Source organism: Bradyrhizobium sp. CCGB01, assembly GCF_024199795.1.
Classification (GTDB): Bacteria; Pseudomonadota; Alphaproteobacteria; order Rhizobiales; family Xanthobacteraceae; genus Bradyrhizobium.
This window is the reverse complement of sequence record NZ_JANADK010000001.1, coordinates 7,749,917-7,771,078: the sequence shown is the minus strand read 5'-3', so window position 1 is coordinate 7,771,078 and position 21,162 is coordinate 7,749,917. Positions and strand designations below refer to the sequence as shown.

Annotated in this window: 20 protein-coding genes and 1 pseudogene; 13 read left to right on the top strand and 8 right to left on the bottom strand. The window is 64.5% G+C overall.

The annotated features are described in order from the left end of the window. The first annotated feature begins 16 nt into the window (after positions 1–16). Positions 17–790, top strand: coding sequence for a transporter substrate-binding domain-containing protein (locus tag NLM25_RS36555; RefSeq protein ID WP_254140125.1), 774 nt, complete (start codon positions 17–19; stop codon positions 788–790). Positions 791–923: 133 nt separating this feature from the next. Beyond that, positions 924–1,340 carry a hypothetical protein gene (locus NLM25_RS36550; RefSeq protein ID WP_254122694.1) on the top strand — a complete coding sequence of 139 codons (417 nt, stop codon included), beginning with the start codon at positions 924–926 and terminating at the stop codon, positions 1,338–1,340. A gap of 7 nt (positions 1,341–1,347) precedes the next feature. On the opposite strand, the gene NLM25_RS36545 is transcribed toward NLM25_RS36550, so the two are convergent. The 4 genes and pseudogenes from NLM25_RS36545 to NLM25_RS36530 all read right to left on the bottom strand — a co-directional run bounded on the left by NLM25_RS36545 (position 1,348) and on the right by NLM25_RS36530 (position 4,660). Further along, positions 1,348–2,088 carry an IclR family transcriptional regulator gene (locus tag NLM25_RS36545; RefSeq protein ID WP_254122693.1) on the bottom strand — a complete coding sequence of 247 codons (741 nt, stop codon included), beginning with the start codon at positions 2,086–2,088 and terminating at the stop codon, positions 1,348–1,350. 21 nt (positions 2,089–2,109) lie between these two features. Continuing rightward, a complete protein-coding gene (locus NLM25_RS36540) occupies positions 2,110–2,961 on the bottom strand; it encodes a CoA ester lyase (protein WP_254140124.1) in 852 nt (283 codons plus the stop codon). After that, positions 2,961–3,428 (bottom strand): annotated as a pseudogene (locus tag NLM25_RS36535) (MaoC family dehydratase); the annotation flags it as partial. The pseudogene NLM25_RS36535 and the gene NLM25_RS36540, both read right to left, overlap by 1 nt. Before the next feature lie 29 nt (positions 3,429–3,457). Continuing rightward, a complete protein-coding gene (locus NLM25_RS36530; protein ID WP_254140122.1) occupies positions 3,458–4,660 on the bottom strand; it encodes a CaiB/BaiF CoA-transferase family protein in 1,203 nt (400 codons plus the stop codon). Positions 4,661–4,887: 227 nt separating this feature from the next. On the opposite strand from NLM25_RS36530, the gene dctP reads away from it, so the two are divergent. The 6 genes from dctP to NLM25_RS36500 are packed head-to-tail and all read left to right on the top strand — an operon-like array spanning position 4,888 to position 11,839. Continuing rightward, complete coding sequence (dctP, locus tag NLM25_RS36525; protein ID WP_254140121.1) at positions 4,888–5,913, top strand: TRAP transporter substrate-binding protein DctP; 1,026 nt, start codon at positions 4,888–4,890, stop codon at positions 5,911–5,913. A gap of 40 nt (positions 5,914–5,953) precedes the next feature. Next, positions 5,954–6,508 carry a TRAP transporter small permease gene (locus NLM25_RS36520; RefSeq protein WP_254122689.1) on the top strand — a complete coding sequence of 185 codons (555 nt, stop codon included), beginning with the start codon at positions 5,954–5,956 and terminating at the stop codon, positions 6,506–6,508. Positions 6,509–6,520: 12 nt separating this feature from the next. After that, the gene (locus NLM25_RS36515; protein ID WP_254140120.1) at positions 6,521–7,810 is read left to right on the top strand and encodes a TRAP transporter large permease; all 1,290 of its coding nucleotides are present in this window, start codon (positions 6,521–6,523) and stop codon (positions 7,808–7,810) included. A 29-nt stretch (positions 7,811–7,839) separates the two neighbouring features. Next, positions 7,840–9,006, top strand: a complete 1,167-nt coding sequence (locus tag NLM25_RS36510) for an acyl-CoA dehydrogenase family protein (RefSeq protein WP_014492761.1) — start codon at positions 7,840–7,842, stop codon at positions 9,004–9,006. Between the two features lie 24 nt (positions 9,007–9,030). Beyond that, on the top strand, positions 9,031–10,584 hold the full coding sequence (locus NLM25_RS36505) for an AMP-binding protein (RefSeq protein ID WP_254140119.1): 1,554 nt from the start codon (positions 9,031–9,033) through the stop codon (positions 10,582–10,584). A 7-nt stretch (positions 10,585–10,591) separates the two neighbouring features. Then, complete coding sequence (locus NLM25_RS36500) at positions 10,592–11,839, top strand: acetyl-CoA hydrolase/transferase family protein (protein ID WP_254140118.1); 1,248 nt, start codon at positions 10,592–10,594, stop codon at positions 11,837–11,839. A 1-nt stretch (position 11,840) separates the two neighbouring features. On the opposite strand, the gene NLM25_RS36495 is transcribed toward NLM25_RS36500, so the two are convergent. The 3 genes from NLM25_RS36495 to NLM25_RS36485 are packed head-to-tail and all read right to left on the bottom strand — an operon-like array spanning position 11,841 to position 16,184. After that, positions 11,841–12,377, bottom strand: a complete 537-nt coding sequence (locus NLM25_RS36495; protein WP_254140117.1) for a hypothetical protein — start codon at positions 12,375–12,377, stop codon at positions 11,841–11,843. Between the two features lie 12 nt (positions 12,378–12,389). Further along, positions 12,390–13,709, bottom strand: a complete 1,320-nt coding sequence (locus tag NLM25_RS36490) for a hypothetical protein (protein ID WP_254140116.1) — start codon at positions 13,707–13,709, stop codon at positions 12,390–12,392. 60 nt (positions 13,710–13,769) lie between these two features. Next, positions 13,770–16,184 (bottom strand): hypothetical protein, encoded by a 2,415-nt coding sequence (locus NLM25_RS36485; RefSeq protein ID WP_254140115.1) that lies wholly within the window; start codon positions 16,182–16,184, stop codon positions 13,770–13,772. Between the two features lie 513 nt (positions 16,185–16,697). Here NLM25_RS36485 and NLM25_RS36480 point away from each other — a divergent pair. Then, positions 16,698–17,396, top strand: a complete 699-nt coding sequence (locus NLM25_RS36480) for an RNA polymerase sigma factor (RefSeq protein WP_254140114.1) — start codon at positions 16,698–16,700, stop codon at positions 17,394–17,396. A gap of 141 nt (positions 17,397–17,537) precedes the next feature. Continuing rightward, positions 17,538–18,362 (top strand): flagellin, encoded by an 825-nt coding sequence (locus NLM25_RS36475; RefSeq protein WP_254122680.1) that lies wholly within the window; start codon positions 17,538–17,540, stop codon positions 18,360–18,362. An 11-nt stretch (positions 18,363–18,373) separates the two neighbouring features. On the opposite strand, the gene NLM25_RS44200 is transcribed toward NLM25_RS36475, so the two are convergent. Further along, complete coding sequence (locus tag NLM25_RS44200) at positions 18,374–18,619, bottom strand: hypothetical protein (protein ID WP_254140113.1); 246 nt, start codon at positions 18,617–18,619, stop codon at positions 18,374–18,376. Here NLM25_RS44200 and fliD point away from each other — a divergent pair. The 3 genes from fliD to NLM25_RS36455 all read left to right on the top strand — a co-directional run bounded on the left by fliD (position 18,579) and on the right by NLM25_RS36455 (position 21,022). Continuing rightward, the gene (gene fliD / locus NLM25_RS36465) at positions 18,579–20,150 is read left to right on the top strand and encodes a flagellar filament capping protein FliD (RefSeq protein WP_254140112.1); all 1,572 of its coding nucleotides are present in this window, start codon (positions 18,579–18,581) and stop codon (positions 20,148–20,150) included. The two genes, NLM25_RS44200 and fliD, sit on opposite strands and share 41 nt — an antisense overlap. Next, positions 20,150–20,578 (top strand): flagellar export chaperone FliS, encoded by a 429-nt coding sequence (gene fliS / locus NLM25_RS36460; protein ID WP_254122678.1) that lies wholly within the window; start codon positions 20,150–20,152, stop codon positions 20,576–20,578. Before fliD ends, fliS begins: the two co-directional genes overlap by 1 nt. A gap of 171 nt (positions 20,579–20,749) precedes the next feature. Further along, positions 20,750–21,022: a hypothetical protein gene (locus NLM25_RS36455; RefSeq protein ID WP_254140111.1), complete on the top strand. Its 273-nt coding sequence runs from the start codon at positions 20,750–20,752 to the stop codon at positions 21,020–21,022. Positions 21,023–21,162: the final 140 nt, after the last annotated feature.

The following is a 21,162-nucleotide window of genomic DNA, read 5'->3' as shown; positions in this document are numbered from 1 at the left end:
GCGGCGGCATAGCTTGATGACTGCGTTGAGCCTGGTCGTCGCGACGATCGGTATTCCCGACGCAAAAGCCGAAGGCCCCGCCGACATCGCGCCGACGGGAACGCTCCGCGTGGCGGTGGCCGTCGGCCCCGCTGCGTCGGCGTTCTGGACGACGCGCGATCCTTCGACTGGCAAACCGCGCGGTGTCACCGTCGAGCTCGCCCGGGCTGCCGCAGACAAGCTGCACGTGCCGCTGCAGCTCGTCGAATACCAGAGCTCCGACGAGATCGCGGCTGTCAGCAGCAACGACGTCTGGGATCTCTCTTTCATGCCGGCGGACGTCAAACGCGAGCAGTTCGTCGACCAGGGGCCCGCTTACGTCGCTTATATGAGCGGCTATCTCGTGCGCGCCGGATCGGACATCCATTCCGTTGCGGATGTCGATCGCGCCGGTGCGCGCGTCGGCTGCATCGAGGGGACATCGACATCGCGCACGGTCGAGAAGTCGATCAAGCAGGCCAAGCTGACGAAGTTCGTCAAGCCGGAAGAGGCAGCCGAATTGATCGGCAAGGGCGAGCTCGATGCGCTCGCGATGGGCATGGGCGCGTTGGAAGATCTCTCGCGCAAGCTGCCGGGAACGAAAGTGCTTGACGAAGTGATCCAGTCGACCGGCGTCGTCGTGGTTGTGCCCAAGGGCAAGGCCGCAGCGAAGGTCTGGGCCGCGCACTTCCTCGACGACGCCAAGGCGGACGGCACGGTGCGGCGCGCGCTCGACGGCAACGGATTCACCGGCGACAAGGTCGCGCCGTAGCCGGTCTGTCTCCTCCGGGAACTCGCCTTCGTATTGCCGGAGTTCCATCGGCGATTGCCCCGTGTTGGGCAATGAACAAACCTCGTGCGGCCATATTTGAGTAAGACTGATCTCCCGTATGGGAGGCGCTCCGATGAAGAAAGCTCTGATCACTGCCGTCTTGATGCTGGCTGCGGTGCCCGCAACCGCCGTCGCGCAGGAGCGCGCCGGCGCTGCAGCGGTGGGAGCCGTGTCGGGCGCCGTCGTGTTGGGTCCGGTTGGCGCCGTGGCGGGCGCGGTGATCGGCTACACCGCGGGGCCAGCAATCGCCCGGTCCTGGGGCGCGAGAGATTCGCATTCGGCCAGACATCGGCAGCCGCCGCGCCGCGAGGCGTATCGCCCGGCCGCGAATGGCGCCCCGCCGCGCACACGCGAGGCGATGGCCGCCAACGGCCAGATAAGAGCTGCCAGCACTCCGCCGGTTCAGGCCGCCCCTGCGGTGCAGCCCGTTCAAGCTGCTCCAGTGGTGCCGGCGCAGACCTCGGCGCCACCCGTTCAGGGCTTCGACTGAAGCTATCCTACGCCGCTGTCTTCGGCCGCAGCCGGTCGACGGTCCGCGCGATCAGCGCGGCGACCTCCGGCACCTTCGGGCCGATGCGAAACTCCGGACCGGCGACGACGACGGAGAGACGCCGGTCGCCAATCGGCAAGGGAATCGCAGCGCCGGCGAGATCGCGGCTGTAATCCGCAAAACTCTGGCAATAGCCGCGCGCGATCGAGTTGCGCAGCTCGGTCTCGACGGCCTCGATGCTGATCGGCGTCGACGGGCCGTATTGCCTGAATTCGATCTTGCGATAGACGGAGTCGCGCTCCTCCTGCGAATATTGCAGCAGCAGAGCGCGGCCGCTCGCGGTGGCGTGGATCGGCACGCGGTGGCCGATGGTCGCGAAATAGCGGATCGCGGCCTGGGACTCGACGACATCGATGAACACCGCCATGACGCCGGCGGGGGCGACAATGGACGCGGTCTCTCCGGTTTCGGCGGAGAGATCGGCGATCAGCGTGTGCGTCCATGGCGGCAGCGGCTCGACCTCGGAGATCATCCGCGCCATCGCCAGCCACCGCGGCGTCGGATAGAAGCCGGCGCGCGGCCGCGGCTCGTAGAGATAGCCTTTCTCGGATAGCGTCGCGAGCAGGTTGAAGGTCGACGAGCGCGGCCAGCCGAAATGATCGGCGATCTCGGCAAGCGTCGCCGGCTTCCTCGTTTGCGCGAAGAATTCCATGATCTCCAGGACGTTTGCGGCTTGGCGAACGATCATGGCGGGGCTTTGCGTCCTGCTCTAGGGTTGGCCGAGGATCTTCTTCGCGGCGCGAAGATGCGGCTTGTCGATCATCTGGCCGTCGAGACGCAGCGTTCCGGAGTTCGGATTGCTCGCGAACGCCGCGATCACCTTCTCCGCCCAGGTGCGCTCGGCCTCGGTCGGCTCGAACGCCGCATTGACGACGTCGACGTGCTTGGGATGGATCAGCGCCTTCGCCGAAAAACCGTCGCGTCGCGCCGCGCGCGTTTCCTGCTCGAGGCCCGCGAGGTTGTCGATGTCGGTATAGACCGTGTCGATCGGCGCAACCTCGGCCGCGGCCGCCGCCATCAGGCAGAGATCGCGCGCCAGGCGATAGGGGCTGTGGAATACGCCGCCCGAGGCCTTCTCGGTGGCGCCGAGCGAGGCCGAGAGATCCTCCGCGCCCCACATCAGGCCGGCGAGGCGGGGGGAGCAGCCCTTGTAGCTGCCGAGGCCGAAGATCGAGCTCGCGGTCTCCGTCGCGACGCAGACGATGCGCGTCGCGCCGACCGTGATGCCGGATGCAGCTTCCAGCGCTTCGAGCCAGGTGGCAACCTGCCGCACGTCGTCGCCGCCTTGCGATTTCGGCAGCACGATGCCATCCGGCCGGCCGGGCATGACCGCAGCGAGATCGGCGAGCGTCATGCCGGTGTCGAGCGCGTTGACGCGGACATAGAGCTGGTGCGGGCCGGGACGGCCCTTCAGCATCGCGAGCGTCAGCCCGCGCGCCTCTTCCTTCTTCTCGGTGACGACGGAATCCTCGAGATCGATGATCAGCGCATCGGCCCGGCCTTCGCTCGCCTTCTCGAATTTGCGCGGGGAATCGCCCGGCACGAACAGCATCGAACGCATCAGACCGGCCTCTTGTGCATCATCGCCATGCGGCGGCATTTTCCGACGATCTCGTCGTTCTGGTTCAAGGCGTGGTGCTCGAACTCGACGATGCCCGCCCTGGGGCGCGATTTGGATTCCCTCAACGAAAGCACCCTCGTCGTCGCCCGCAGCGTGTCGCCATGGAAGACCGGTTTCGGAAACGTGACGTCGGTCATGCCGAGATTGGCGACGGTGGTCCCCATGGTCGTATCATAGACCGTCATGCCGATCATGATGCCGAGGGTGTAAAGGCTGTTGAAAATGCGCTGGCCGAACTCGGTCTTCTCAGAGAAATGGGCGTCGATGTGCAGCGGCTGCGGATTGAGCGTCAGCAGGCTGAACATGGTGTTGTCCATCTCCGTGACCGTCCGGGTCAGCGGATGCCTGAACTCCTGGCCTACGGAAAAATCTTCGAAATAAAGTCCGGCCATCGCGGTTTCCTCCCTGTGTCGTTGCGATTTGGCCCGCGCTGGCTTTAGGGCGGCGCGGCCAGGTGAATTGCCTTTTGCTCTGCGAGCCGATCGATCTCGTCCGTCGAGAAGCCGGCCTCGCGCAAAATGTCGCGGCCGTGCTGGCCCAGCGTCGGCGCGGGACCGGCGGCTTCCGGCTGGGTCACGCTCCAGGTCGAGGGCACGCGCATCTGGCGGATGCGGCCTTCCACGGGGTGATCGACGGTTTTGAAGAAGTCGACCGCGTTGAGATGCGGATCGTCCAGAATCGTCTCCAGCGTGTGCATCGGCATCACCGGAATGTCGGCGCGTTCCAGCAGTTCGCGCCATTCCGCCGTCGTGCGCGTGAGGAAGATGTGGCCGATCTCCTCATAGATCTCGTCGATGTGCTTCGTGCGCGAGGCATGGTTGGCGAAGCGGGGCTGCTGCAAGAACTCAGTCTGTCCGATCGCCTCAAAAAAGCTGCGCCAGTGCTTGTCGTTGTAGATCAGGACGCAGAGATGGCCATCGCTGGTCCTGTAAGGCTTGCGATAGCGCGAGAGCAGTCGCGCATAGCCGCCATGGTCGAGCGGCGGATCGTAGGTGAGGCCGCCGAGATGGTCGACCAGCACGAACTCCGCCATCGATTCGAACATCGGCACGTCGATGCGCTGACCGACGCCGGTACGCTGCTGGTGCATCAGTCCGCCTAGAAGCGCATTGACCATCATCAGGCCGACGATGCGGTCGGCGATGGTGACGGGAACGTAGCGCGGCGTGCCGTCACCGGCGGCAGCAAGCAGCGTCGGAATGGTGGCCGCGCCCTGGATCAAATCGTCGTAAGCGGGCTTTGCGGCATAGGGGCCGGACTGGCCGTAGCCGAACGCGCCGACATAGACGAGGGCGGGATTGACCGCGGCAAGCGTTTCGTAGTCGAGGCCGAGCCGCGCCATCGCCTGCGGTCGCACGTTATAGACGAGCGCGTTGGCGCGCTTGGCGAGCCGCAGCAAGGCGTCGCGGCCTTCTTTCTTCTTGAGGTCGAGGACGATGCTGCGTTTGCCGCGATTGGCGTTGTGGAACATCCCGCCCATGCCGGGCGTGCGGCCGGGACCGATCTGGCGAACGATGTCACCCTCGGGGCTTTCGACCTTAATGACATCCGCGCCCATGTCCGCCAGCACCTGGGTGCCGTAGGGCCCCATCAGCACCGAGGTCAGGTCGAGAATGGTGAAGCCGGCGAGCGGTCCCATGGGGCCTCGTTGGGTGAGTTCATATATGTGGAGTTAGAATTCATAAATCTGTGGTGTCAATTCGTGGACATGAACTGGGAGCGCATAGCCGCATGCGTAGTTCATATACTTGACAGATAAATTCACATATATGTACATCTTCCTCAAGCAAGAAATGGAGCGAGGGCTGAATGGTGCCGCAGCAATAGGCTGTCGCCTTCGGCGTGGGACGCGTCAGGGAGAATGAAATGAAGACAAATCTGGTCCGCGCTGCCGCCGTGCTCGCTCTCGCACTGCCGGTCTCGACGTTTTCGGCGCAGGCGCTGGAGCTCAAGGTCGCGGACTCCTTCCCCGCCGGGCACTATCTCGTCCGCCTGATGCTCAAGCCCTGGATGGACGACGTCACCAAGCGCACCAATGGCGCGGTGACCTTCACCTATTATCCGAACCAGCAGATCGGCAAGGCCGCCGACATGCTGCGGCTGACTCAGTCCGGCGTGGTCGACATCGGCTACATCGGACCATCCTATGTCTCCGACAAGATGCCGTTGTCGGAAGTCGCGCAATTACCGGGCGCGTTCGCGACCAGCTGCCAGGGCACGCTCGCCTATTGGAAGACTGCGCGCGAAGGCATTCTGGCCAAGCAGGAATACGCACCGAACAAGATCAAGCTGCTGATGGCCGTGGTGCTGCCGCCCTACCAGGTGTGGACCATCAAGTCGAAGGTTGAAACGACAAAGGACATGCAGGGCCTGAAGCTGCGTACCACGGGCGGCGCGCAGGACCTGACGCTGCGCGCGCTCAACGCCGTTCCGGTGCGCATGGCCGCGCCCGATGCCTATGAGTCGCTGTCGCGCGGCACCATGGACGGCCTGCTGTTCCCGCTCGACAGCGTCGTGTCTTACGGCCTCGACAAGTTGGTCAAGCACGCCACCGAAGGCGTCAGCTTCGGCAGCTTCATCGTCGCCTATTCCATCAACCAGTCGGTCTGGGACAAGCTGCCCGATGATGTGAAGAAAGCGATGAACGAGGCCTCGGAAGCGATCACGCCGAAGGCCTGCGCCGACGTCGACAAGGAAGGCGCAGTCACCAAGAAGCAGATGCAGGACGAGGGCGTCAGCTTCGATCCGCTCCCCGACGCGACGCGCGCCGAGATGAAGGACAAGCTGAAGGGCGTTGGCAAGGAATGGGCGAGCGGGCTCGACAGCCGCGGCAAGCAGGCATCCGCCGCGTTGAAGGAGTTCGACGATTTGCTGGCCGGCGGCGCCAAGTAACGCGCCGGGTAAACCGACAGAGAAGAAGGAGGCGCGAGAGGTGATCAAGCGGGCAGGAGATGTGCTCGGCGCGCTGGAGCGCGCGCTGACGGTGATCGCGGTGGTGTTCATGTTCGTGATCATGCTGCTTGTCGTGACCGACGTGTTCATGCGCTACGCACTGAACAGTCCGTTCTCTTTTACCTATGATCTGATCGGCCTCTATCTCCTCGCTGGTGTGTTCTTCTTCACGCTGTCAGACGCATTGCGCGAGCACGTGCATGTCGGCGTTGACATCCTCTTGTCGCGCTTCTCGCCGGCAGGACGGCGGCTGTCCGAGATCGTCACCGCGCTCGCCGGCCTGTTCGTGTTCGTCCTGATCTGCAAGGTCGGGTTCGAGCGTGCACTGGAGAATTACGAGCAGCACGACGTCCTCTCGGGCGCCATTCCCTGGCCGACCTGGATCTCGGCGGCACTGGTGCCGTTCGGCTGCGGCGTGCTGGTGCTGCGGCTGGCACTCCAGCTCGTCGGCAATGTGCTGAGCCTCGTCAGCGGGCGCGACCTCTATCCGCTGCCGCCGGTGACCGGCGTCGGCGAAGCACGCAGCTTCGAGTAACGGCAGGAATCCATGACACCTTTCATCGTTCTCGCCCTGCTGTTCGGCCTGCTCGCGCTCGGCACGCCCGTCGGTTTCGCCATGGCTTTCTCCGGCTCGGTCGGCCTCGTCATGGTCGGCGGCTGGTCCGCACTGTTCGGTATCCTGCAGACCGCTCCGCTCTCGACCGTCTCCTCCTACGAGCTGATCACCATTCCGATGTTCCTGCTGATGGCGGACCTCGTGCTGCTCTCCGGCGTCGCGGACGATCTGTTCAAGACGGCCTCGGCCTGGGTCGGCCGAATTCCCGGCGGCCTCGGCATGGCCACCGCGCTCGCCGGTGCCGGTTTCGGAGCCATCTGCGGCACCTCGACGGCCTCTGCCGCGACGCTGTCCTCGACCAGTCTGCCGGCGATGATCCGCCAGGGCTACGAGCCCAAGATGGCCGCCGGCGTGGTCGCCATCTCCGGCACGCTGTCGATGCTGCTGCCGACCAGCGTCGCGCTCGTCATCTTCGGCCTTCTCGCCGAGGTCAACATCGGCAAGCTGCTGATCAGCGGCATCATCCCGGCGATCCTGGTGACGTTCACCATCATGGCCACGATCTATTTCCTGGTCTGGCAGGATCCGTCACGCGCGCCGGCGGCGAAGTCGGTGCCGTGGCGCGAGAAGTTCGCGCTGCTGTGGCAGGTCTCGCCGATGGTTGTGTTGTTCTCGATCGTGACAGGGACGATCTACCTCGGCGTCGCGACGCCGACGGAAGCGTCCGCTTTCGGCGCGTTCGGCGCCTTCCTGCTCGCGATCGTCAAGGGCAAGATCACGCCGGCCTCGCTCTATGCGACGCTGCTGCGCGCCAGCCATGGCACCTGCATGATCATCATGATCCTCGTCGGCGCCTCGATCTTCGGCTACTTCTTCACGCTCACACATGTGACGCAGGACCTCGTCGCCTGGATCGGTTCGCTGCCGGCCTCGCGCTGGGTGATCATCACGCTGATCCTGTGCGGCTACATCGTGCTCGGCTCGTTTATGGACCAGATCGCGATCCTGGTGCTGACGGTGCCGATCGTGCTGCCGCTGATCAAGACGCTGGGCTTCGACCCGATCTGGTTCGGCGTCATCAAGATCGTCACGGCCGAAGTCGGCATGATCACGCCGCCGGTCGGGCTGAACTGCTTCATCGTCGCCCGCTATGCCAAGCGGCCCGTCGCGGAGGTGTTCCACGGCACCTTCCCGCACTTCATCGCGCACCTGATCGCGATCGCGATTTTGGTGGCGTTTCCGTCTATCATCCTCTGGCTGCCCTCGCAGATGGGGCGCTAGGAACAACGAGCCTCCACAAGGAGACCATCATGGATTTCGCGCTCACCGATCAGCAGGAAGCCATTCGCGACGCCATCGCAAAGATCTGCGAAGGCTTTCCCGATGCCTATTGGCTGAAGAAGGACCACGACGGCGGCTTCCCGCACGACTTTCACAAGGCACTCGCTGACGCCGGCTGGCTCGGCATCTGCGTGCCGGAAGCTTATGGCGGCTCCGGGCTCGGCATCACCGAGGCCGCGATCATGATGCGCACGATTGCGGAATCCGGCGCGGGCATGTCCGGCGCCTCCGCGGTGCACATCAACGTGTTCGGCCTCAACCCCGTCGTCGTGTTCGGCACCGAGGAGCAGCGCAAGCGCATGCTGCCGCCGATGGTCGAGGGCCGCGAGAAGGCCTGCTTCGCCGTCACCGAGCCGAACACCGGCCTCAACACCACCCAGCTCAAGACCCGCGCGGTGGCCAAGAACGACCGCTACATCGTCAACGGCCAGAAGGTGTGGATCTCCACCGCGCAGGTCGCGCACAAGATCCTGCTGCTGGCGCGCACCACGCCGCTGGAGGAGGTGCGCTCGCCGACGCATGGGCTGAGCCTGTTCTACACGGACTTCGACCGCAAGAAGATCAAGGTCCACGAGATCGAGAAGATGGGCCGCAAGATCGTCGATTCCAACGAGCTGTTCTTCGAGGACTTCGAGATCCCGATGGAGGATCGCATCGGCGAAGAGGGCAAGGGTTTTCAGTACATCCTCGAAGGTATGAACCCCGAGCGTATCCTGATCGCGGCGGAAGCCGTCGGTCTCGGCAAGCTCGCGCTGTCGCGCGCGACCGAATACGCCAAGACGCGCGTGGTGTTCAATCGGCCGATCGGCAAGAACCAGGGCATCCAGCATCCTCTCGCGGTGAACTGGGTCGAGCTCGAGGCGGCCTGGCTGATGGTGATGCAGGCGGCCTGGCAATACGACAAGGGCTTGCCCTGCGGCGCTGGCGCGAACGCCGCGAAATATTTCGCAGGCGAAGCCGGCTACCATGCCTGCGAGCAGGCCGTGATGACCCATGGCGGCTTCGGCTACGCCAAGGAGTTCCACGTCGAGCGATACTTGCGCGAGGTGCTGATCCCGCGCATCGCGCCGGTCAGCCCGCAACTCGCGCTCAGCTTCATTGCGGAAAAGGTGCTTGGGCTGGCCAAGTCTTACTAAGTTCGCGCGTTCGGCAGGATTGCCATGAATCTCGCTCATCATCTCCTGCGGGCCGCCAAGGCCGACGCGTCCGCGCCGGCGCTGCTGAAGGGATTGACGCCGGTTGCCGATTACGGCCGGCTCGCGACGATAGTGGCGTCGCTGGCGGCATCGCTGCAGCAACGCTTCGGCCTCGCCAAAGGCGACCGCGTCGCTTTGCTGATGAAGAACGTGCCGGACTACGTCCCCTGCCTGTATGCCTGTTGGCATGCCGGGCTGGTTGCCGTTCCCATCAACGCCAAGCTGCATCCGCGCGAGGTTGCGTTCATTCTCGAAAACTCGAGCGCCGCGCTTGTGTTCGTAACCGAGGACATGGCGAGCGTTGCGTCGGAGGCGCTTGTGCTCGGCACCGCCAGGCCGCGCGTCGTCGAGATCGGTTCGGCCGAGCATCGCGGCCTGGAGAAGGCCGATGGTATCGCCATCGCCGATGTCGCCATCACCGACCCTGCCTGGATCTTCTACACCAGCGGTACCACCGGCCGGCCCAAGGGCGCGGTGCTCAGCCATCGCAATCTGCTTGCGATGTCGCTGAATTATCTGGCCGAGATCAACCCCGTTGTCCCAGGTGAGGCACTGCTGCACGCAGCCCCAATGTCGCACGGCTCCGGCCTCTACATGGTGCCGCACGTGCTCGGCATGGGCGCGCAGATCATTCCGGAGAGCGGCCGCTTCGAGCCGGACGAGATTTTGGAGCTGACGGCCAAGCGCGACGGCATCTCCTTCTTCGCTGCGCCCACCATGGTGCGCCGCCTGACGGTCGCGGCGGAAGCGGCAGGCTCGAGCGCGCCGGGGCTGAAGACCATCATCTATGGCGGCGGCCCCATGTATGTCGCCGATTGCAAGGCAGCGCTGGCGGTGTTCGGACCGAAACTTGCGCAGATCTACGGTCAGGGCGAGACGCCGATGACCATCACCTATTTACCGAAGTCGATGCATGTCGACGCCGGCCACCCGCGTCATGAAGAGCGCCTCGCTTCGGTCGGCATCGCACAGGGCGTTGTGCAGGTGCGGACCGTGAATGAGGGTGGACAGGAGGTTGCACCTGACGAGATCGGCGAGATCATCGTGCGCGGCGATACAGTCATGTCCGGCTATTGGCAGAACCCGGACGCCACCGCGAACGCGCTGCGCGACGGCTGGCTCTACACCGGCGACATGGGTGCCTTTGACGCCGACGGCTTCCTCACGCTGAAGGACCGGTCCAAGGACGTCATCATCTCCGGTGGCACCAACATCTATCCGCGCGAGGTCGAGGAGGTGCTGCTGCGGCACGAGGCTGTCGCCGAAGTCTCGGTGATCGGCCGGCCGCATCCGGAATGGGGCGAGGAAGTGGTGGCGGTCGTCGTTCCCGTCGCGGGAAGAGCGGTCACCCAGGACGAGCTCGACCAGATGTGCAACGCCTGGATCGCGCGCTTCAAGCGGCCGAAACATTATTTCCTCACCGGCGAGCTGCCGAAGAACAGCTACGGCAAGATCGTGAAAACGGAGCTTCGGACGCTGCTCGGCGAGTCCTCCACACGCCTCGCGCCAATGGACTGAGGCGGCGATGCCTGCGGAGATCGCTTCGATCGATTTTTCGGGCCTGGTCCGCGAGAGCGATCTCGTCGTGTGTGGGCAGGCGACGGCGGAGCCTGTTACGCTGACCGAGGCGCTGATGGCGCAGGCGGTGTATCTGCCGCGCTTTCGCATGATGGTCGGGCCGATCTTCTCCGAGACGTTCTCCGCCGCCAGCGCGCCGAACGACTCGTTCCAGAGCTATGGCGTGATCGGCAATGCGCGGCGGCTCGCCAAAGCCGGGCGGCTCGACGTGATCCCGAGCAACTACAGCGCTTTTTGCGCCGACTTTGTCGCGCGCCGCCACAAGGCTGATGTTGTGCTGGTCCAGCTCGCGGAATCAGGAGGACGGCTGAGCACCAGCCTCTCCAACGATTATGTCATCGACGCCGCGCGCGGCGCGCGCTTGGTCATTGCCGAGATAAATGCGGACGCGCCCTTTACGTTCGGAGCCGAGTGGCCTGAGGATGTGCCGATCCATGTGCGCGTGGCGGCCCGACGTCCGCCGCTGGAGCTGGCCTCACCGCCGCTTGACGATGTCTCGCGGCGTATTGCCGCTCATGCGGCGGGCCTGATCGCCGACGGCAGCACGCTTCAGTTCGGTGTGGGACGGATTCCGGATGCGATCCTGTCCTCGCTGTCGCATGCGCGCAATCTCGGCATCCATTCCGGCCTGATCAATGACGCCGTCGTCGAGCTGATCGAGCGCGGCGCGGTGACGAATGCGGAGAAGGGAATCGATCCCGGGATCACGGTCACCAACCAGGTGATCGGCACGCAGCGGCTCTATCGCTTCGTGCACGAGAACGAGGCCGTCGCGGTGCGGCCGACGTCATATACGCATGGCCAGGGCGTGCTGGCGCGGATCAACCGGCTGGTCGCGATCAACTCGGCGCTTCAGGTCGGGCTCGACGGCAGCGTGAATTCAGAGACGCTGAATGGCGTGACGATCGGCGCGATCGGGGGGCAGCTCGATTTCGTGCGCGGGGCCAATGTATCACTCGGGGGCAGGGCGATCATCGCGCTGCCGGCGACGGCGTCGGACGGGACCAGCCGGATCGTCGCTGACGTCGAGACGGTGACGACACCTCGCGCCGATGTCGATGCCATCGTCACCGAATGGGGTGTCGCGGAGCTGCGTGGCTGCGGCCTCGCCGAGCGTGCGCGTCGCATGATTGCGATCGCAGCGCCCGTGCACCGCGACGCGCTGTCGGAACAGCTTCGCCGCGCGGCGCGCTAGCTCAGTTCATCATCGCAAGCGTCGGACGCTGGTTCTCGCCGGACCCGATGATGCCGGGGAAATCCGTCGCCTCGCCGGCGATCATGCCCGACATCTGCCAGAACAGATGAGCGAGGCGTGAGAACACCAGCCGCTCGCGCTCGGCAGGAACGGTGCCGTCCGGAACCGTCACAGTCTCGAGGCCGACCACTTTCTTGAAATCCGGCCAGATCGTCATCGACTGCGCGATCACGGAGTAGCAGCGCGGATCGTCGTCGTTCTCGTCGGGCGCCAGCGGTAAGCCGGGATATTGCACGGGCGCCGCGAAAAATTTGTAGGCGCCGTAGCCGAGCTGAAGCAGGAACTTTTCGGAGACGGCGATGTCGGCGGCAAAGGAGACGAGCCGCGCTTCGCTCAGCACGTCCGGATCGATCGCACTGAGGTCCGATGCGCGCAGCGCCGAGCAGAAGGCGAGGTCGCGATTGTGCTCGCGGAGCAGATTGGCCAGCGGCTGCTGCTGTTGCACGGTATCGGTGAGCAGGATGATGGTCTTGAGCATCTGTGGCGTGCCTCAGGGAAAGAGATGGCGGGCGGTCATGACCGCATCGTCGGCCGCGTGGTGGGCGAAGAAATCGTTGGCGATGCGCTGCCCCGGCGCGATCTCCAGGATGCGGTAGCGCGCCAGTGCTGCGGCATCGCGCGCGGCGCCGACATCGTCCTGCCAGGCACAGAGCGACAGCTCGAGCCGGCCGTATCCGCCGCTATCGGCGGCGTAGGCGCCGGTCACGGCTTCCACGGTTGCTGCCACCGCGCCGGCATCACTGGCCGAGATGTCGCGCAGGATCACGGCGATGCCGTTGGCGGTCTCGGGCTTCGAAGTCATCACCATGAAAGCATCGCGGGCACCGGTGCGTCCGGCGCGGCGGGCGGAGCGCACGATGCCTGCAAAAGCGGGATCAGGCCCGAGCTCCATCGTCGTCGTCTGCCGGTCATGCAGCACCGTGGCGCGCATCGCGCCGAGATCGCCCTTCAGCGCGTGATAGGACCGCGGCAACCACACCGTATCGAGCGGCACCTGCGAGGAGGTCAGGCTCCAGGCCTGGTCGAGCAGATAGCCCTCCCAGATCGCAGGGTAGGACGCGGCGAGCTGCTGCCAGGTGCGCAACAGCATTTCGGCGCGCCCGGTGCGGCCGAGATAGAGCGTGCGTGCCGACATCTCCCAGCGATTCCACTTGTGGAGTGCGACATCGCAGCCGAGGAAGGACGGCAGCAGCGGGGCCTCGCGCAAGGTCGCGCCGGCTTCGACGAACAGCAGCGGCTCGCGATATTTGTTCCACATCCGCACCATGAACTCGGCCTTTTCGAAGCAGAGGAGGCGGTCGCTGAACTCCGTCTCGATCGGCTCGATATGGCAGGCGAGGTCAAACCGCTCGAGCGAATGCCGGAGCGCGAAAGCCGCGGTCGCGTCGGTGCCGCGGGGATAGCAGGAGACGATCCGGGGGCGGACGGTGGACGCATCGGCTGCCGTGAGGAATTTCGACCAGCCGATGCCGCCCCACCACATCTCGTGCGGCCCGTCCGCGCCGCAGGGGCCGACGGTGCCGAACTCGGTCAGCTTGGACTTGAGAAAGTCGAAGCCGGGGTTCTCGCTTCTGGGGATGACGACGGCGCAGCCAGGCGTGAGCGAGCGGTAGAACAGCTCGGCCGCCGCGCCGCTCGGTGGCTCCTTGAGGATGATCACGCCGTTTCGCCTTCCGTCCGGCAGATCATCGAACGTCGGCGCGCCGTACTGGCCGGTTAGCCAATCGAGGCGATCGCGTTGGGCCTGGCCGAGCCTGATACCGCCGGATAGCAGCAGCCGATCAAGGTTTTCGTGCGTCCCGTCCGTCAATTCCGTACCCCCAGTCCCAGCCCTTTGACTTCAACGGTCCGGGTGGCGCGATCAGGCGCATTATTTGGGGCAGGCGCCGAGCGGGGTGATGGCCACAGAATAGATCGCAATGTCCTGCGTCATCGGGGCGATCGGGATCAGCAGGCAGCCGTCCTCGGTCTCGGCGCGATAGTGATCGCCGTTCCGCTGAATGCCGGCATAAATCAGGCTTTCAGCCGCGATGCCGGTCACGTCCTGGCTCTCGGCGGCGTCGCGAACATCGTCGGCGGTCTGGATGGTGACGCCATGCAGCAGGCCCTCTGCGGCGAATTTCGGCAGCGGCAGCGCGATCATGGCGATGCTCATCGCGCGCGAGACCGGAATGCGCACGCGCAGTTCGCCGAGGCCGGTGCGGTGGACGGTCGCCTTCTCCAGCGTCGCTTCGCCACTGGCGCGGAACAATCCGACCTGAACCGGGCCGCCGGGGCTTTCCTCGAAGACATCGGCCGGCAGGCGGTTGGCGCCGAACAGCGTGTAGAGATAGGCGTGGGATGGCGACAGGTGGGCAAAGCTGCCCGCGAGCCACATCGGCGGCGCGGCCGATGTGCGGGCGGCGGAGAGGCCGCGTGCGGTGATCTGCCGGCGGATGAAATCGCCGTCGACCATCGGTGCCAGCGCATGCGTGCCGAGGTTGACATCATGCTTCAAGGCACCGAGCAGCGCCAGCTCGTCGTCATCGGGCAGTAGCAGGAGGCGCGCCAATGTCGCTGCGCACCAGCGCGCGGCGATTTGGGGCGCCGCATAGGGAGTAAGGCCAAAGTCAAGTGCCACGTCTTCAGCGCTGGCGGCAAAGGCGAGGGCGCCGGCCTGAATCTCGCCCGCCAGCGCGATCTGGCATGCGGGGCGTGGATTGATCTCGCGCAGGACCCGGTCGCCGTCATAGTCGCGCACCGAACCGTCGGCCGAACAGCAGATCTGCTCCAGCACAGCGACGTTGCGGATCAGCATGCGTTTGACGTGAGGGGTGACCACGAGATCGGAGATGAAGCCTTCCGCACCATCCTCCTCGGCCAGGTCGTCGAAGGCGTCGTCGAGCGACATCAGATAGGCGCCGTGCAGGCGGATCTTGATGCCTTCCATGTCGAACACCCGTCGTAGCGCCTTCTGCACGCTGCCGGAATAGCCGAGATCGGCGAGCACGAGATCGGTGCAGTCGTCGAAGCCGGGAATGGCGTGGCGGAGATAGGCGAGCAGCCGGGCGCGCAGGCCGGCGGCGAGCTCGACGATTTCGGCCGGGTCGATCAGCTCCGGAAGCGCCTCGGCGAGCGCTTCGCCCGTGGCAATTCCGCCGGGGAAGCCGGCGAAGAAATTTGCGACCCTCGGCGGCAGCACCTTCATCATGTCGTGGAAGGTCGGCGCGTCGATCTTGAGGACCTTGCTGAGAAGGTCGACCAGCGGCTGCATCGTGTCGGCGGAGGCGATCAGGCTGACGCGGCGGTTGATCTCGAGATAGGCCGAGCTCATGCCGTGCAAATCCTGCCAGATCCGGTGCGGCAGAAAACCATCGCGGCCGAGGAAGCCGAGGGCGACCTTTCGGCCGGGACCGGATATTTCTTCGCAACGTCTGGCGATGAAGGCATCGCAGGCGGCCATGACCGGGCCGAGGACCGTCAGCCCCAGGTGGAAGGCTGGGGATTTCCCGGCGCTGCGGGCAGCGACCATGCGCCGTAGCGTTCGCGCACCATGATCAAGCCGCGACGGGCCGCCGGCGCACAACAGTTCGAACAACGCCGTTTCGCGCTGAAATCTCGAGGCCAGTTGCGCGGTGGCCTGAGGATAATAACGAGGGCAAATGCCGTGGCGCTTCGCGCCCTTGATGTCGGCCTTCTCGTTGTCGCCGACGTGAAAGGAGGAACTGGCGTCGATGCCCTGCTCCGACAGATACGTCGCGAATAGCGTCTCGCTCTTGCTGTTGCCGTGGTCGCACGACGCATAGAGGAAGTCCCATGCCAGCCCGGGACGGCAGGCTCGCAGCAGTCGCGCCAGCCGGTCGGAATCCCAATACGTGTCGGAGATGAATCCGACGCGATGGCCGGCGCGGTTCATGTCCAGATATTGCCTGATCATGTCGGGATTGGCGCGGCAGAGCTCCAGTTCGGCGGCGAACTCCGATTCGACCAGATCGTTCAGGTCTCCTCGCTCAAGGCCGAACAGCTTGAACGGAAAATAGGAATAGATCTCGGCGATGTGAACTTCGCTTCCGCCGCGCTTCTCCTTCGCGGTCCGGCGTGCGCGCGATTCGGCCTGGATTCGATGCTGAACGAAACTTGCGGAAACATTCGGACAAGTTCGTGAAATGCCGGAAAGCTCGTAAGTCCTTTCAAATACGCCATCCGGCGTCGTGCAGGCGCGAAGCAGAAACGTATCGAAAACATCGAACGACCAAGCAGAAACAATTTTCGTGCGGGGCGCGAGCCCTGCCGTTGCGATCATCATGCGACAATTCCCCGTCCACCATGACGATTAACGTGCGCATGCGCGGAGTCAGGCGCCACAACGACGAAAAAACTTCACGCACGATTCAAAATCGCATTCGTCGCGACTGACAGATTCAAAAAAAACGCTAGGTTCGAAAAAGGTGATTCGGCAAAAATTGCCGGGTGCGAAAGTCGTCTCGCGTTCATTCACACTCGGAAACAATCGCTCCTCGATGCGCTTCGCGCGCGTCGCGTTCGATCGCCTAGTGCCGCGTAATGTCAGCGTTTTCTCTCAACGACATCTATTCGGGATGGATGATCCGCCATGGCGCGAGACGATGTGATGATTGCAGCTGTGACGCGCGAGAGCATCGTGCGGTCGGCAATTATTGCCCGATGCTCGGCAAAAACGACCGGCTAACATCTTGAAAAATAACAAAAATTCTCCGCCTGGATTGTTTTGGCGCCGCGTTCAACTCCTGGAAGCCGTGTGGCATGTGCGCCGCCGGCATTGCGGGTTGGAGGTTGCGGGATGAGTTACGCTGCTGATGTCTGGGCTCCCGCCAAAGCCGAGATCACGACGACGGCGCCGGTCGATGCGATCGTACCGGTGATGCCGTCGGTGCCGCTCGCGCCGGACAGCGCACCAGTTGCCGCCGAAATCGTCTACGACGAGGACAGCGAACTTCTGGACAAGCTCGCCACCGGCGACGAAGCCGCGTTCCGCATGCTGGTCGAACGTCACATCGACCGCGCCTACGCGATCGCGCTGCGCATTGTCGGCAACGCGGCGGATGCCGAAGACGTGGTGCAGGACACCATGCTCAAGATCTGGAGTCATCGCGGTCGCTGGCAGCACGGCCGCGCCAAATTCTCGACCTGGCTCTATCGCGTCATTTCCAACCGCTGCATCGATCTGCGCCGCAAGCCGCGCAACGAGAATGTCGAGACCGTGCCTGAGGTCGCCGACGGTCAGCCCGGCGCCGTCGAGATCATCGAGCGCAACGAGCTGAACGGCATGCTGGAGCTCGCGATGCAGCGCCTGCCCGAGCAACAGCGGATCGCGGTGATCTTCTCGTACCACGAGAACATGAGCAACGGCGAGATCGCGCAGGTGATGGACACCACGGTGGCTGCCGTGGAGTCGCTGCTCAAGCGCGGTCGCCAGCAGCTTCGCCAGCTGCTGCGCAAGCACGAGCGCGACATCCGCACCGCGTTTACCGATTGCTAACCATAAAAATCACGTCACGAAAATTTTCGCGCCTGATCTCCTTGCGCTCCGCCGTTTGAGCGAACGGACGGGGCTGCGGTCCGCGTCGTCAATCGTCTTCAACGATGCGGCACGCCATGCCCATCAGCACAGGAGCTTCCAATGCCTGCAATCAATACCAACACCGCGGCGAACTCCGCGGTCCGCTATCTCAACATCAATTCCGCGCAGGAGAGCAGCTCGCTCGCAAAGCTGTCGAGCGGTTCGCGCATCACCTCGGCCTCCGACGACGCCGCCGGCCTCGCCATCTCGACCCGCATCTCCTCGGACGTCACCACGCTCCAGCAGGCCGCGACCAACGCCTCGCAGGCGACCGCGATCCTCCAGACCGCCGACGGCGGCGCCTCGAACATTTCCGATATCCTGGCGCGCATGAAGTCGCTGGCCTCGGAATCGGCGTCGGGTACCACGACCGACTCCAGCCGCGCCTACATCAACTCGGAATTCACGCAGCTGACGAGCGAAATCGACTCGATCGCGAGCGGCACGCGCTACTCCAGCCAGAGCCTGCTTGATGGCTCCAGCGTGTTCGCCTCCGGCGTCTCGGTCCTGGTCGGCTCCTCCGGCTCGGATACCATCACCATCACCCTGACCAGCCTCACGGCGTCTTCGCTTGGCGTGTCCTCGCTCGACGTGAGCTCGCTGTCGGATGCGACCTCGGCGCTGACCGCGCTCGATACCGCGATCGACACCGTCTCGGCCGCCCGCGCCAGCATCGGTGCGCAGGAATCGCGCTTCAACTTCTCATCGGACTCGATCTCGACGCAGACGCAGAACCTGCAGGCTGCGAATTCGGCGATCAAGGACGTCGATATCGCGGCCGAGCAGGCCAAGCTGTCCTCCGCCGAGGTGAAGACCCAGGCGGCGGTGTCGGCCGAATCCGCCGCGAACCAGATGCCGCAATATCTGCTCAAGCTGCTCGGCTAAGGCACGCGGCCCTAACGATCGTCATACCGGGCCGGCTTGATGCCGGCCCGGTCCAGCCTCGGATGAATCCTGGATGGATCGGGCAGCAAAGTGACAAGCGTCAGTTCGAGCACCAGCAGCACGTCGACGACCAGCTCGTCGAGCAGCTCCTCGGTCACCACGACCGGGACCACGACCTCGACAAGCGTCGACTGGAGTGCGCTGATCACCGCCGCGGTGAACGCGAAGCTCGCTACGGCGACTACGATCTCGACCACGATTACCAACAACGAAGCCAAGATCTCCGCCTACGAGACGCTTCAGACCAACCTTTCCACGCTGTCGAGCGGGCTGTCCTCGCTCGCGACCTCTGTCATCAATTCGCTGGCGACCAACGCCTTTGCCACCCGCGCTGCGACCATCAGCTCGACCGGCGACGTGAGCGCGTCCTCCGCGCTGTCGATGTCGGTCAGCAATGGCGCTGCGACAGGCGACCATACGCTCACGATCAGCCAGATCGCGACCGCGCACAAGGTGGTCGGCACCTCGCAGTCGAGCCAGACCGACGAGCTCGGCTACTCCGGCACGTTCTCCATCGGTCTCGATGGCGGCACCACGTCCGACATCACCATCACCAGCACGATGTCACTCCAGGACATCGTCGACAGCATCAACGCCCAGACCTCGACCACCAACGTCCAGGCCTCGATCGTGCAGGTGTCGAGCGGGTCCTACGAGATGGTGCTGACGGGAACCGAGGATGCCGCCGACATCACCTATTCCAGCACGTCCGGCGACGACATCCTGAACGAGCTCGGGGTGACCGACAGCACGGGCGCCTTCGCCGACGTCCTCCAGACGTCGCAGGCGGCCATCTTCTCCCTCGACGGCATTTCGATGACCCGGGATACCAACGACATCACCGACGTGCTCACGGGCGTGACGTTCAACCTGCTCCAGGCGACGCCTGATGGTGCCACGGTGAACATCAGCATAGAGCCCGACACCAGCCAGATCGAATCGGCGGTCGAGACCTTCGTCACCAACTACAACGCGTTTCGCGATGCGGTGATCGCGCAGCAAGCCACGTCGTCGGACGGTACGGCGGATTCGAGCGCGGTGCTGTTCGGCGACGGCACCATGCGCGATATCATGGACGCGCTCCAGAACGCGCTCAACAGCACCGTCGGCGGTCTCACCATGGCGGACCTCGGCTTGTCCTTCAACGAGAAGAACGAGCTCGAGCTCGACACCTCGACGCTGTCCGAGATCCTCAGCACGAATCTGAGCGGCGTCACCACGTTCCTGTCGGCGCAGACCAAGACATCGTCGAGCCAGCTCAGCGTCGTCAACACCGGAACGTCGCCGCAATCCTTTACGCTGGATCTGACGGTGGATTCCGACGGCAACCTATCCTCGGCTTCGGTCGGCGGCGATTCATCGCTGTTCACGATCAGCGGCACGACGATCATCGGCGCTGCCGGAACGGCCTATGCCGGCATGGCCTTCACCTATTCGGGATCGACGTCGCAGTCGATCACGGTGACCTCGACCCAGGGCATCGCGACCCAGCTCTACCAGATCTCCAAGAACTACTCGTCGAGCACGGGCGCGTTGCAGACGCTGATCACGAATCTGACCGATCGCGACAGCGAACTTCAGCAGAAGGTCGACGATATCGAAAGCGCCGCGTCGGCCTACCAGGCGCAGCTCCAGGTGCAATATGCGGCCTACCAGGCCGCGATCGAGAGCGCCAACAACACGCTCACCTATCTCAAGGCCCTGCTCAATTCCAGCTCGAGTGATTGATGATGCATAATCCGATGGCGTACATGGCCAACCAGGCCTATCGGGGAGCCGCGACCAGCGTGCCGCCGCTCAAGGCGATCTCGATGCTGCTTGGCGGCGCGATGACCTTCCTCCAGAAGTCGCTGGCCGCGCAGGAGGCGCGGCGCTTCGAGGAGGGGCACGAGTACCTGATGAAGGCGACCGCGATCCTGCGCGGGCTCAGCCACAATCTCGATTTCGCCAAGGGTGGGGCAGTGGCCGAGCGGCTGTTCCAGACCTACAACGCGATGATCGTGGCGAGCCACAAGGCCTTCGGCCGCCCGCATGCACGTGAAAGCTTTGGCCGCATCATTGCCGGGCTGACCGAGTTGCGGGAGGCCTGGGAGCACGTCGATGCGACGTTGCGCGGTGGCAAGGCCGGGCCGGCCGATTCGGCCCGCAGGGGCTGAAAAGCGCGGGCCGTCTGGTCCCGAAGCATGCCAACGATTCCACGGCCGGCCGTTTCGGCCGCCTTCCGTAGTGCTGCGGACGGTTTTGGCGCGTGAAACCGCCGGAATCCGGTTTCCGCCTTGCCTGCAATGCTTTATGACGTGGCCTGACCGAAGCGGGACCGGCGGGCGATGGACGTCACCGAGTTTGAGGAACTGATCGATCGGCTGGGCGAGGATCTCTCCCTCTGGCCCGACGATCGGCGCTTGCCTGCCGAAGAGCTGCTGGCACGCTCGTCCACCGCGCAAGCCCTGCTCGAAGAGGCGCGCACCCTGCGCCAGGCGCTCGCCGCGCCGCCGGTCCGCGCCCCCGCAGGCCTCGCCGACCGCATCGTTGCCGCCGCCGCGAAAACGAAAGGCGACACTGCCGAGCCCCGCACCGAAGGCGAGACGGCGGGGAGCTGAACGGCTCTTTCTCTCCGATGAGATCTGTCTCTTTCACCTCGCCCCGCTTGCGAGGAGAGGGAGTGCGGCACCATCGCCGTAACAAACTAGCCTGACATCATCGCATCGCTAACGCGTGAATACGGCAGATTTTGCCGCGT